Source organism: Bradyrhizobium pachyrhizi, assembly GCF_001189245.1.
Classification (GTDB): domain Bacteria; phylum Pseudomonadota; class Alphaproteobacteria; order Rhizobiales; family Xanthobacteraceae; genus Bradyrhizobium; species Bradyrhizobium pachyrhizi.
In genome coordinates, this window is the sequence record NZ_LFIQ01000081.1 from 83048 (window position 1) to 95801 (window position 12754).

General features: G+C 66.8%; 10 protein-coding genes. 7 read left to right on the forward strand and 3 right to left on the reverse strand.

The features are described 5' to 3' along the window. A partial coding sequence (locus tag AKL29_RS18130; protein ID WP_244482141.1) for a chloride channel protein occupies nt 1-1240 on the forward strand: 1240 nt, incomplete at its 5' end. Nucleotides 1241-1407: 167 nt separating this feature from the next. Beyond that, entirely contained in the window at nt 1408-3126 is a 1719-nt protein-coding gene (locus AKL29_RS18135; RefSeq protein WP_050385071.1) for an N-acyl-D-amino-acid deacylase family protein, read from the forward strand. Between the two features lie 74 nt (nt 3127-3200). Here AKL29_RS18135 and AKL29_RS18140 read toward each other — a convergent pair whose 3' ends face one another. Then, nucleotides 3201-4541: an MFS transporter gene (locus AKL29_RS18140; RefSeq protein WP_050385072.1), complete on the reverse strand. Its 1341-nt coding sequence runs from the start codon at nt 4539-4541 to the stop codon at nt 3201-3203. A gap of 223 nt (nt 4542-4764) precedes the next feature. Between AKL29_RS18140 and AKL29_RS18145 the strand changes: the two genes are divergently transcribed. The 5 genes from AKL29_RS18145 (at nt 4765) to AKL29_RS18165 (ending at nt 10405) form a co-directional block, all read left to right on the forward strand. Further along, nucleotides 4765-5526, forward strand: coding sequence for a class I SAM-dependent methyltransferase (locus AKL29_RS18145; RefSeq protein ID WP_050385073.1), 762 nt, complete (start codon nt 4765-4767; stop codon nt 5524-5526). Nucleotides 5527-5562: 36 nt separating this feature from the next. Continuing rightward, nucleotides 5563-6216 (forward strand): ABC transporter ATP-binding protein, encoded by a 654-nt coding sequence (locus AKL29_RS18150; RefSeq protein ID WP_028335310.1) that lies wholly within the window; start codon nt 5563-5565, stop codon nt 6214-6216. Beyond that, complete coding sequence (locus AKL29_RS18155; RefSeq protein ID WP_050385074.1) at nt 6213-8669, forward strand: ABC transporter permease; 2457 nt, start codon at nt 6213-6215, stop codon at nt 8667-8669. The genes AKL29_RS18150 and AKL29_RS18155 overlap by 4 nt, the downstream gene beginning before the upstream one ends. Next, nucleotides 8659-9744 (forward strand): lipocalin-like domain-containing protein, encoded by a 1086-nt coding sequence (locus AKL29_RS18160; protein ID WP_050385075.1) that lies wholly within the window; start codon nt 8659-8661, stop codon nt 9742-9744. The genes AKL29_RS18155 and AKL29_RS18160 overlap by 11 nt, the downstream gene beginning before the upstream one ends. Before the next feature lie 268 nt (nt 9745-10012). Further along, on the forward strand, nt 10013-10405 hold the full coding sequence (locus AKL29_RS18165) for an MAPEG family protein (protein WP_028335307.1): 393 nt from the start codon (nt 10013-10015) through the stop codon (nt 10403-10405). Nucleotides 10406-10575: 170 nt separating this feature from the next. Here AKL29_RS18165 and AKL29_RS18170 read toward each other — a convergent pair whose 3' ends face one another. After that, nucleotides 10576-11766 (reverse strand): ABC transporter substrate-binding protein, encoded by a 1191-nt coding sequence (locus AKL29_RS18170; RefSeq protein WP_050385076.1) that lies wholly within the window; start codon nt 11764-11766, stop codon nt 10576-10578. A 267-nt stretch (nt 11767-12033) separates the two neighbouring features. After that, on the reverse strand, nt 12034-12754 hold a 721-nt coding region (locus AKL29_RS45015; protein ID WP_244482142.1), incomplete at its 5' end, for an efflux RND transporter permease subunit.

Below are 12754 nucleotides of genomic sequence, written 5' to 3' on the forward strand. Positions count from 1 at the left end.
CATGACCACCGTGTTCGGAACGCCGATCGCCGCCATAATGCTCGCGGTCGAACTGTTGCTGTTCGAATGGACGCCGCGCAGCTTCATTCCCGTCACCGTTGCGGCCGTGGTGGCAGCGGTCGGACGCACCTTCCTGCACATGCCCGCGCCGCTGTTTCCGTTCACCGGCGGCGTCGACATCTCCGTGCTGCAGCTCGGCGCCTGGATGCTGATCGGAATTCTCTCCGGCCTGCTGTCGGGCGTGCTCACCCAGCTGGTCTATGGCTGCGAGGACATCTTCCTCAAGCTGCCGATCCACTGGATGTGGTGGCCGCTGATCGGCGGCCTGGTCGTCGGCCTCGGCGGCTTGATTGAGCCGCAGGCGCTCGGCGTCGGCTACGACAACCTCGCATCGATGCTGAGCGGCGACGTGGTGCTGAAGGCCGCGCTGCTGCTGCTCGTGGTGAAGGCCGTCATTTGGTCGGTCGCGCTCGGCTCGGGCACGTCGGGCGGCGTGCTGGCGCCGCTGCTCATCATGGGCGGCGCGATGGGAACGGCGCTGAGCGGCTATCTGCCGCCGGCGAGCCCCGGCTTCTGGGCATTGCTGGCGATGGCGGCGACGATGGGCGGCACGATGCGCTCGCCGCTCACCGCGACCTTCTTCGCCGTCGAGCTGACCGGCAACACCCACGTGCTGCTGCCGCTGATCGCAGCCTGCTGCAGCGCGCACGGCGTCACCGTGCTGCTGATGCGGCGCTCGATCCTGACCGAGAAGGTGGCGCGGCGCGGCCATCATCTGGTGCGCGAGTACCGGGTCGATCCGTTCGCGCTGACGCGCGTGCGCGACGTCATGACCAAGGCGGTCGAAACCGTCTCCGACACCATGACGCTGCACGGCGCGGCCGCCTTCCTGACCAACCCGAAGACAGCTCACCCGAGCTTTCCCGTCGTCGACGCCAACCATCACGTGCTCGGCGTGATCGACCCGCCCTCCGTGCTGCGCTGGCGCCGCGCCGGCAAGCATCGCACTGCGGCGCTCAAGCAGCTGCTGGCCGGCGGCAAGATCACCGTCGCCTATCCCGACGAATATCTCGACCGGCTCGCCGACCGCCTGATGCAGGTCAACGTCTCGCATCTGCCGGTGATCTCGCGCGAGGATCAGCGCCTGGTCGGCTATATCGGCTGGAAGGACCTGATGCGGGTGCGCGCGAGGCTGCAGGCCGAGGAGACCCAGAAGACGGCGTTCTTCGGCGCGCGATAAGTTCGCGGCGGGTTGCCCGGCGGAACAAATTTCCGCCGGGCGGCAACGCTCGATCCCAGCTGGCAAATCGCCGCCGGCGCATCCCAGAGCTTCATCGGCGCTGGTTGACAGCATCAGGGGCTGACCCATGATGCCGTCAACCAAAATCAGACTCGGGATGAAATGCCATGACCTCGACCCCAGACCTCGTGATCCGCGGCGGCACCATCGCTGACGGCAAGGGCGGCGACCTCTATGAAGCCGATGTCGCGATCACAGGCGGCAAGATCACCGAAGTCGGCAAGGTCTCGGCGAAGGGCAAGGAAGAGATCGACGCACGCGGCAAGCTCGTGGCGCCGGGCTTCGTCGACGTCCACACCCATTACGACGGCCAGGTGACCTGGAGCCATGACATCACGCCGTCGTCGCAGAACGGCGTCACCACGGCGATCATGGGCAATTGCGGCGTCGGCTTCGCGCCGTGCCGGCCGAGCGACCACACCAGGCTGATCCAGCTGATGGAAGGCGTCGAGGACATTCCGGAGCCGGTGCTCTCGGCCGGCATTCCCTGGGCGTGGGAGAGCTTCCCCGACTACATGGAGTGGCTGTCGAAGCGCAGCTTCGACATGGACATCGGCGCACAGCTACCGCATGCGGCGCTGCGGGTCTATGTGATGGGCGAGCGCGGCGCGCGCCGCGATCCCGCAACGGCCGAGGACAACAAGGCGATGGCAGCACTCGCCGGCGATGCGGTGCGTGCGGGCGCGCTGGGTTTCTCGACCTCGCGCACGCTCAATCACCGCACCTCGACCGGCGACTACACGCCGACGCTGAAAGCGGGCGAGGATGAACTGACCGCGATCGCCGGCGCGATGCACGGCGTCGGCCGCAGCGTGCTGCAATTCGTGCTCGACCAGAGCACCGTGCACGAAGACCTGCCGATGATGCTGCGGGTCGCCGAGAACACAAGGTGCCCGATCTCGTTCTCCGTCGCCCAGGCCGACAAGGCGCCGCGGCGCTGGCGGCAGACCATGGACACCATCAACGAAGCCGCCGCCCGTGGCCTGTCGATCACGACCCAGATCGCGGCACGGCCGGTCGGGCTGCTGCTCGGGCTCGAATTGTCGCGCAACCCGTTCCAGACCCATCCGAGCTATCGCGAGATCGCCAAATTGCCGCTGGCCGAGCGGCTCGCGCATCTGCGCCGGCCCGAGGTGCGCGCGGCGATCCTGAGCGAGAGCGCGACGGCGACCGACGATCCGCTGTTCTTCCGCCCGAACTACGACAAGATGTACCTCCTGGGTAATCCGCCGGACTATGAGCAGCCGCCGGAAAACGCGCTCGGGCCGCAGGCGCGGCGCCAGGGCCGGCAGCCGGAAGAGCTCGCCTATGACGCGATGCTGACCGACGAGGGCCGCGGCATGCTCTATGTGCCGTTCCTGAATTACGCCGACGGCAACCTCGACGCCGTGCATGAGATGCTGCGCGAACCGAGCGCCGTGCCCGGCCTCTCCGACGGCGGCGCACATTGCGGCATCATCTGCGATGCCAGCTTCCCGACCTATCTCTTGACCCACTGGACGCGCGACCGCAGCCGCGGCGAGAAGCTCTCGATCCCGTTCGTGGTCGCGGCGCAGTCGCGCAAGACCGCGCTGTCGGTCGGCCTGCATGATCGCGGCGTGATCGCTCCTGGCTTCAAGGCCGACGTCAACGTGATCGATTACGACCGGCTGCACCTGCATCCGCCGAAGGTGCATTACGACCTGCCGGTCGGCGGCCGCCGCCTGCTCCAGCAGGTCGACGGCTACGACGCCACCATCGTGTCGGGCATCGTGACCCAGCGCGAGGCCAAGCCCACCGGCGCGCGCCCGGGCAGACTGGTGCGCGGCGCGCAGGGAATGAATTAGGGTAAGACCGTCACGGCAAACTCCCGCCTCTCCCCTTGCGGGAGAGGCAAGGTAGAGCAAGTCTGCGCGCCCCCTTACGTCGGCGACATCGCGCCCTTGATCGTGCCTGCCGGCTGCGACGTGCCGGTCAGGCGCGCCCGCTCGGTGTTCGGCCACAGCAGCAGCAATCCGAGCAGGCCGGAGCCGGCCATGATCGCCGCGTTGATGGTGAAGCCGGACATGTAGCCGGCCATCGGCGTTGCCGCGTGCTGGATCACATTGCCCATCACCATCGGCGCCAGGATACCCGAGATCGTGTAGAGCGCGCCGTAGATCGCGATGATCGCGCCGCGCTGCGACACCGGCGTGAACTCGCCGAGCATCGGCGGGCATACCACATAGATTGAGCCGCACAGGCCGGAGCCGATCACCAGCAGCGCGATCATGATCCCGCCGGGCGGCGCATAGGGCAGCATCGCAAGGATGGCGCCGCCGACGATCAGCGGCACCGAGCCGAGCACGCCGCGCGCGCCGCGGGTGGTGAAGCCGCGCGTCAGCATCAGCTGCGAGATCCAGCCGGTCAGCAGCACGATCGTCGCGCCGAAGATCCAGGGCAGGATCGAGACAAAGCCGGCCTGGTGCTGCGAGAAGCCGAGCCCCTCGATGATGAAGGACGTGAACCAGGTGAGCCCAAGCGACAGCGCCCAATAGGCGCCAAAGGTTGCCACCACGCAGCCGATGAAGGTGCGCGAGGTCAAAAGCTTCCTATACGGAATCCGCGGCTCGTCTGCCGTCACTGCAGACGTCGACACCAGCGGCCCTTCCTTGCCGAGCGCGAACCAGGCGACGGCCCAGATCAGGCCGACGATGCCGAGCGCGCCGAAGGCGTGATGCCAGCTGTGATTGACGATGATCCAGTTCAGCGCGGGCACCGCGAGGATCACGCCGAACGCGGAGCCCTGCGACAGGATCGCGGTCGGCAGCGTGCGCTTCTCGTCCGGAAACCATTTGTAGATCGCGTGCGCGGCGACCGAGAACGCAGGCCCCTCGCCGGCGCCGAGGATGATGCGGCAGATCACCAGCGTCGTGAAGCTGACGGTGCCGACCATCGGAAATTGCGCCAGCGACCAGATCACCGCCAGGATCAGCAGCACCCAGCGGGTGGCGACGCGGTTGACGATGAAGCCGACCACGATCGCCGAGATCGAGAACAAGAGGAAGAATGACGAGCCGAGATCGCCGAACTGCTCCTGGGTGAGGCCCATTTCCTTCTTGATCGGCACGCCGGCGAGCCCGACCACGATCTTGTCGGCAAAGTTCACCACCATGAACAGGAATAGAAGGAAGGTGATTTGCCAGGCGCCCTTCGGCGTCCCCTTTGACAGCCCCTTTGACAGCCCCTCTGACGTCCTCTTGGACGTCGCTTGCGTCGTCATGTCCGGCTCCCCGTCGTTTCGTTCTTGGCTTCGTAAATCGGCCCCGTCCGGCGATGCTAGCCACGCCTCGCCGTGCAACGCAACACCGCATTTCCTCGGGGTTGTGCGCCCCGGAGCGCTTCTAACGTCCCGATCACGATCGCGTCGGTCGCGCCAGTGGAGCGGTGAACTGTCATGTCCCGACTGCTATGTTCAGGGCCAACGAAAAGCCCGGGGTTATTTCATGAACAGATTGATCCTACGTGCCACCGCCTGCGCTGCACTTGTATTTGCCGCGCTGCTTGCCGCGCCTCAAGTTCGCGCGGAAGACGCCCCCAATCCCGACTACGCCGCGATCGTCGCCGCACCCGATCGCAGCGATGCGGATCGTCAGGTCGACCAGCGCCGGCAGCCGGCCAAGATGCTCGCCTTTGCCGGCGTCAAGCCGGGTATGACGATCCTCGACATGGCGGCGAGCGCCGGCTACAGCACCGAACTATTGGCGCGCACCGTAGCTCCGTCGGGCAAGGTCTACGCACAGGATTCCGCGACCGTGCTCGAGCGCTTCGTCAAGGACAAGTTCGACAACCGCGCCAAGGCGCCGGCGATGAAGAACGTCGTCCATGTGGTGCGGGACTATGACGATCCGATCCCGCCCGAGGTCAAGAACCTCGACATGATCACCTTCTTCTTTTTCTATCACGACATCACCTATTTGCCGGTCGACCGCGCCGCGATGAACAAGAAGATGTTCGCCGCGCTCAAGCCGGGCGGCTTCCTCGTGATCGCGGATCACTCGGCCAAGACGGGCGAAGGCACCAGCGTCGCCAAGACGCTGCACCGGATCGAGGAGAGCACCTTGAAGCAGGAGATCGAGGCGGCCGGCTTCAAGCTGGTGGCCGAGGGCGATTTCCTGCATCATGCGGAGGACCCCAAGGACATTCCCGTCTTCAAGGCACCGGTGCCGATCGACGAGTTCGTCCTGAAATACCAGAAGCCGCAATGAGGCACGGCCATCGCTTCATCTGACCAGACCGCCGCGGTGCTTCGCGTCACCGGCCTGACCAAGAGTTACCGCTCTGCCGGCGAAGACATCGCGGTGCTGCGCGGTGTCGACCTTGCCGTTGCGACCGGCGAGAGCGTGGCGCTATCAGGCGAATCCGGCAGCGGCAAGAGCACGCTGCTGCATCTGATCGCGGGACTCGATGCCGCCGATAGCGGCGAGATCGCCCTCGCCGACACCGTCGTCTCCCACCTCAACGACGCCGGCCGCGCCGAATTGCGCCGCGACCGGCTCGGCCTCGTGTTCCAGCAATTCAATTTGATCCCGAGCCTGACGGTCGCGGACAATCTCGTGTTTCAGTCGCGCATCGCCGGCCGGCATGACGCCGCCTGGCACGACGAACTGGTCGAGCGCCTCGGCCTGAAAAGCCTGCTCAGGCGCTATCCCGAGCAATTGTCCGGAGGCCAGCAGCAGCGCGTCGCGATCGGCCGCGCGCTGGCGCCAAAGCCGCTGTTGCTGCTCGCCGACGAGCCGACCGGGAATCTCGACGAGGACACCGCCGACGAGGTGCTGGCGCTGGCGCGCGATCTCGTAACCCGCACCGGCTGCGGCTTCCTGATGGTCACGCACAGCGCGCGGCTCGCGGCGACGCTCGACCGCCAGGTCACCCTGCATGCCGGGATCGTCGCATGAGGCGCGCGCTGTGGATCCTCGCGGTGCTGCTCAGCCACTGGCGGCGGCATCCGATGCAGCTCGCAACGCTGTTGATCGGACTGATCTCGGCCACCGCGCTGTGGAGCGGCGTGCAGGCGCTGAACCAGCAGGCGCGCATCGCCTATGACCGCGCCGCCGCGACCTTCGGCGGGTCGCGCACCGCGATGCTGGTCGCCCGGGACGGCGCGACCTTCCCGCAAACATTGTTCGTCGATCTGCGGCGTGCCGGCTGGCCGGTGTCGCCGATGCTGGAGGGCCGGGTCCAGATCGACGGGCGCAGCTTCCGCCTGCTCGGCGTCGAGCCGGTGACGCTGCCGTCCGAGGTCGGCAACGCGCCCGCGGTCGGACGCGGTAGCCTGCAATCCTTCATCACGCCGCCGGGCGAAATGCTGGTGGCCCCGGAAACGCTGCGCGATCTCGGCAAGGAAGGCGAGCGGCCAGAGGCCAACGGCACGAGCTTGCCGCCGCTGCGCGTACAGGCCGAGCTCGCGCCCGGCGCACTGATCGTCGATATCGGCATCGCGCAGGACATCCTCAAAATGCCCGGCCAGGTCTCGCGCCTGCTGGTCGGCAAGGCCAAGGCGCCGCACGCAGCGCTGGAAAGCGTGGCGGGTGACAAGCTCCGCCTGGTCGAGCCGAGCGCGGAGAGCGATCTCGAACGGCTGACCGACAGCTTCCATCTCAATCTCACCGCGTTCGGCCTGCTGTCGTTCTTCGTCGGCCTGTTCATCGTCAACTCCGCGATCGGCCTCGCCTTCGAGCAGCGGCTGCCGATGCTGCGCACGCTGCGCGCCTGCGGCGTCTCGGCGCGGATGCTCAACACCGTGCTGGTGATCGAGCTGGTGTCGCTGGCGCTGGTCGCCGGCCTGGTCGGCCTCGTCTGCGGCTACTTCATCGCGGCTGCCTTGCTGCCGGATGTCGCGGCATCGCTGCGCGGGCTCTATGGCGCGCAGATTCCCGGACAGCTTTCGCTCAAACCCGTCTGGTGGTTCGCCGGTGTTGCCATCAGCATCCTGGGCGCGCTCGCCGCGGCGGCGGCGAGCCTTGCCAAGGCGATCCGGATGCCGGTGCTGGCGACGGCGCAGCCGCAGGCCTGGCAGCAGGCGCAGCGGCGCTGGCTGCTGCTCCAGAGCGCGGCGGCACTCGCGGTGTTCGCGGTCGCCGCGGGCCTGATCTGGTTCGGCGATTCCCTGATCGCGGGCTTCGCCGTGCTCGCGGCGCTGATGCTCGGCGCGGCGCTGATCCTGCCGATGGTCCTGCAAGTCGCGCTTGCCTTCGGCCAGCGCAGCGCGCGGGCGCCGGTCGGCATCTGGTTCTGGGCCGACAGCCGCCAGCAATTGTCGGGACTGTCGCTGGCGCTGATGGCGCTGCTGCTTGCGCTCGCGGTCAATGTCGGCGTCGGCACCATGGTGGAAAGTTTCAACCGCACCTTCCTGGTCTGGCTCGACGGAAGGCTCGCCGCCGACGTTTATGTCAGCGCCGCCAGCGATCAGCAGGCAAAGGAGATCAAGGCCTGGCTGCGCGATCAGCCCGAGGTTCAGGCCATCCTGCCCGGCGGCCGCGCCGACACCCAGCTCGGCGGCGCGCCGATCGAGGTGCTCGGCCTGCCCGACCACGCCACCTATCGCGACAACTGGCCGTTGCTCGAAAACGTCGCGAATGCGTGGGTTCGGCTGCGGCCCGGCGATACCTGCCTCGTCAGCGAGCAGCTGTCGCGGCGGATGAAGCTGGCGATCGGCGATCATATCGAGGTGCCCGCCCCCGGCGGCAACTGGCCGCTCGAGATCGTCGGCATCTATGCCGATTACGGCAACCCCAAGGGCCAGATCGCGGTCAACTTCGCCGCGCTGACCCGGCGCTTCCCGCAGACACCAATGACGCGGATGGGCCTCCGCGTGGCACCGGACAAGATCGCACCGCTGATCACCGCGCTACAGGAGAAATTCGGTCTCGATGATCGCAACATCGCCGACCAGGCGAGGATGAAAACGGAATCGAAGCGGGTGTTCAACCGCACCTTCTCGGTGACCGCCGCGCTCAACGCCTTCACGCTCGGCGTCGCCGGCATTGCACTTTTGACCAGCCTGCTCACGCTGGCCAATTCGCGGCTGCCGCAGCTGGCTCCGCTGTGGGCGATCGGCCTGACCCGGCGGCGGCTCGCCGCGCTCGAACTGCTGAAGACCATGGCGGTCGCGCTGATCACCGCGTTGTTCGCGCTGCCGCTCGGCCTGCTGGTGGCGTGGTGCCTGCTTGCGATCGTCAACGTCAAGGCGTTCGGCTGGCGGCTGCCGTTCCACGTCTTCCCGCTGCAGCTGATCGAGCTGCTCGCGGTGGCGCTGGCCGCCGCATTCTGTGCCGCCGCGCTTCCGGTCGCGAGGCTGGCGCGCATGCAGCCGGCCAGCCTGATCAGGATCTTTGTCAATGAGCGCTAGCGGCACCATCACGCGTCGCGCCTTTGCCGGCGGTGCGCTGGGGCTCGCGCTCGGCGGCAAGACGTTCGCGCAGGGCTTCGCCGGACTTGGCGAGACCGCGGAAGGATTTGCCGCCGTCACGCCGGGCAAGCCGTTCACGTTCCCCGCGGACCACGGCCCGCATCCGGAATTCCGGATCGAATGGTGGTACGTGACCGCCAACCTGTCCGACACGAGTGGCGCGGCCTATGGCGCGCAATGGACGCTGTTCCGCCAGGCGATGAAAGCAGGCGGACCGGCCGAGGGCTGGGCCAATCAGCAGCTCTGGATGGGCCACGCCGCCGTGACCAGCGCCGGCACGCACCGCTTCAGCGAGACCTTTGCGCGCGGCGGCGTCGGGCAGGCCGCCGTCGAAGCCACGCCGCTCCGCGCCTGGATCGACGCCTGGGAGCTGCGCGGGCGCGATGCGTTCGATGCACAGCACGTCGCGCCGCTCGAGCTCAAGGCCTCCGCCGCCGACTTCAGCACCGCGCTGCGGCTCGAGGCCGACCGCGCGCTGGTGCTGCAGGGCGACCACGGCTACAGCCGCAAGTCGGATCGCGGACAGGCCTCCTATTACTACAGCCAGCCGTTCTACAAGGCGTCCGGCCGCATCGTGATCGACGACAGGCCGGTCGACGTCACGGGCGTGGCGTGGATGGATCGCGAATGGAGCAGCCAGCCATTGGCGGCCGACCAGACCGGCTGGGACTGGTTCTCGCTGCATCTTCCCGGCGAGGAGAAGCTGATGCTGTACCGGTTGCGCCAGAAGGACGGCCGCGAGAACCTGTTCGGCAACTGGATCACGCCGGACGGCCGCTCGGCCGAGATCGCCGCCAGCGGCAACAGCATCGCGCCCGTGACGACCACCGAGATCGACGGCCGCAAGCTGCCGACGTCATGGCGCGTCAGCCTGCCCGCACGTGGCCTTGCCATCGAGACCACGCCGCTCAATCCGAAGGCCTGGATGGGAACCAGCTTCCCCTATTGGGAAGGCCCGATCCGCTTTGCAGGCAGCCACGCCGGAATCGGCTATCTTGAGATGACGGGGTATTAGGACGTGACGGAATTGGTCCGAATGGGGCCGCGGCATAACGGTGCTCCCCGGCCCCATTCTTACGCGGAGAGGGTTGGGGTGAGGGGCCGTCTCCGCGTACCTGGTGACAGCTGGTCTCGCCGAGGTCCCCCCCTCACCCGGAGCGCATCTGACGATGCGTTCCGACCTCTCCCCGCGCGCCGGGAGAGGTAGAGCGAGGCCGCATGTCACACCGGGCTTCGCTGTCCCGTCATGACATCGGGGCCAATGGAAAGAGGAAATGCCTGACATGTACCACTACACCGCCATCGTCACCTGCCTTGCGGTCGCGCTGCACTTCTTCTTCGCGCTGCAGGTCGCCCGCGCCCGCGCGGTCTACGGCGTCAAGCTGCCGGCGATCACGGGCAATCCGGATTTCGAGCGCATCTACCGCATCCAGATGAACACGCTGGAATGGATGCCGATTTTCCTGCCGTCGCTCTGGCTGTTCGCGGTCTATGTCGGCGATGCCGCGGCGGCGGCGGTCGGCGCAATCTGGGTGATCGGCCGCATCGTCTATTTCATCGGCTATCGCGAAGCGGTGGCGAAACGCAGCCCCGGTTTCGCCATCCAGGCGCTGGCCTGCGTCATCCTCTGGGTCGGCGCGATCGGCGGCGCGGTGTGGCGGCTGGTCCACGCGTAACGCCTCCACATATTCCGCCGTCGTCCCGGCGAAGGCCGGGACCCATTACCACAGGCAGGTGTTTTGCGAAGGCTGGAGCTCCAGCTGCGCGCAACAACCGACATCGGGGTTATGGGTCCCGGCCTTCGCCGGGACGACGCCGATGTTTGTTCTGTTTCGCCAGCCACGCCTCACTTGGTCAGCGGGCAGCCGCTTTCCTTGGCGGTGAAGAAGGCCTTGTCGCCGGGCACCACGGCGACCTGCTTGTAATAGTCCCACGGCTTCTTCGACTCCGAGGGCTTCTTGACCTCGAACAGATAGAGGTCGTGCACCATGCGGCCGTTCGCGAGCACCTTGCCCTTGGCGAAGGCGTCATCGACCGGCAGCTCCTTCAGCTTGGCGGCGACCGCCTCGCTGTCCTTGGTGCCGGCGGCCTTCACCGCCTTCAAATAGCTCAGCGTCGCCGAATAGGTGCCGGCATGGATCATGCTCGGCATCCGGCTGGTGCGCTTGAAGAAGCGCTCGCTGAAGGCGCGCGAGGCGTCGTCGTGGTCCCAGTAGAAGCCCTCGGTGAGCACGAGACCCTGCGCCGCCTCGAGCCCGAGACCGTGCACCTCCGACAGCGTCATCAACAGGCCGGCAAGCTTCTGGCCGCCGCGCACGATGCCGAACTCGGCCGCCTGCTTGATCGAGTTGGTGGTGTCGAGGCCGGCGTTGGCGAGCCCGATGATCTTGGCTTTCGAGCTCTGCGCCTGCAGCAGGAAGGACGAGAAGTCCGACGAATTGAGCGGCACGCGGACCGAGCCGACCACCTTGCCCTTCTTCGACACGACGATATCGCTGGTGTCCTTTTCCAGTGCGTAGCCGAAGGCGTAGTCGGCAGTCAGGAAGAACCAGGTGTCGCCGCCCGCCTCCGTCAGCGCGCCGCCGGTCCCGACGGCGAGCGCGCGGGTGTCATAGGCCCAGTGGAAGCTGTAGGGCGTGCAGGCATCGCCCGTGATGCGCGAGGTCGCAGCGCCGACCACGATGTCGATCTTCTTCTTTTCCTTCGACAGCTCCTGCACCGCGAGCGCGACCGACGAGGTGGTGAGCTCGGTGATCATGTCAACGTTCTCGACCTCGTACCAGCGCCGCGCGATCGCGGTCGCAAGGTCCGGCTTGTTCTGATGGTCGGCGGTAACGATCTCGATCTTCTGTCCCAACACCTCGCCGCCGAAATCCTCGACCGCCATCCGCGCGGCTTCGAGCGAGTATTTGCCGCCGTAGTCGGCATAGACGCCGGACTGATCGTTCAGAATGCCGATCTTGACGCCCTGGGCCATCGCCGGCGCCGCAAGCATCAGGCTGCAGGCCGCGACCGCGGCCAAAAATCCGGACTTCATTTTATGCTCTCCCAGCAGTTTCTATCAGGAAAATCGGCGCGACATTATTTTATAACCCCACGTCTGCCCATCTCTTTCCGCTCAGCCAAAAGTATTGCCTCTGTCGACGCGCGCTTGCAGCCCTTCCGTCCTCCTGAGGCGCGAGCCTTGCGGCGCAACTGCGCCGCAAGGCGAGCCTCTAAGGATGCACGCCGGCTCGTGGCCGTGCACCCTTCGAGACGCCTGCTTCGCAGGCTCCTCAGGGTGACGGGCACAAGTTCGGGCCGCTCAACCCGCCACGGTTGCCTTGGGCTCCGCCGGCTTGCCCTCGTTCTTTCCTTCCGCGAGGTTGCGCACCACCATGTAGAAGATCGGCGTGAAGACCAGGCCGAACAGCGTGACGCCGAGCATGCCGAAGAACACGGCAACGCCGACCGCCTGCCGCATCTCCGAGCCCGAACCGGTCGATACCACCAGCGGCAGCACGCCGAGGATGAAGGCGAACGAGGTCATCAGGATCGGCCGCAGACGGAGCCGGCAGGCCTCGATCACCGCGTCCAGCCGCGACCTCCCCTCGAGCTCGATGTCGCGCGCGAACTCGACGATCAGGATCGCGTTCTTGGCGGCCAGCCCCACCAGCACCACGAAGCCGATCTGGGTCAGAATGTTGACGTCCTGGCCCATCAGGCGCACGCCGATGGTGGCCGCGAACAGGCACATCGGCACGATCAGGATCACCGCGAACGGCAGCGTCCAGCTGCCATATTGCGCGGCCAGCACCAGATAGACGAACAGCACGCAGATCGGGAACACGTAGAGGCCGGCATTGGCGCCGGTGACCTGCTGGTAGGACAGGTCGGTCCACTCGAACGAAAAGCCGCTCGGCAATGTCTGGTCGGCGAGCTGCTTGATGGTGTTGAGCGCTGTCGTCGAGCTCACGCCCGGTGCCGGCTCACCCTGCAGTTCGGACGCCGAGTACAGATTGTAGCGCGCGACGCGGTCGGGTCCC

Excerpts from the sequence above, each read along its gene's own strand:
- AKL29_RS18135 (WP_050385071.1), top strand. The coding sequence starts at position 1,408 with ATGACCTCGACCCCAGACCTCGTGATCCGCGGCGGCACCATCGCTGAC.
- AKL29_RS18140 (WP_050385072.1), bottom strand. The coding sequence starts at position 4,541 with ATGACGACGCAAGCGACGTCCAAGAGGACGTCAGAGGGGCTGTCAAAG.
- AKL29_RS18145 (WP_050385073.1), top strand. The coding sequence starts at position 4,765 with ATGAACAGATTGATCCTACGTGCCACCGCCTGCGCTGCACTTGTATTT.
- AKL29_RS18155 (WP_050385074.1), top strand. The coding sequence starts at position 6,213 with ATGAGGCGCGCGCTGTGGATCCTCGCGGTGCTGCTCAGCCACTGGCGG.
- AKL29_RS18160 (WP_050385075.1), top strand. The coding sequence starts at position 8,659 with ATGAGCGCTAGCGGCACCATCACGCGTCGCGCCTTTGCCGGCGGTGCG.
- AKL29_RS18165 (WP_028335307.1), top strand. The coding sequence starts at position 10,013 with ATGTACCACTACACCGCCATCGTCACCTGCCTTGCGGTCGCGCTGCAC.
- AKL29_RS18170 (WP_050385076.1), bottom strand. The coding sequence starts at position 11,766 with ATGAAGTCCGGATTTTTGGCCGCGGTCGCGGCCTGCAGCCTGATGCTT.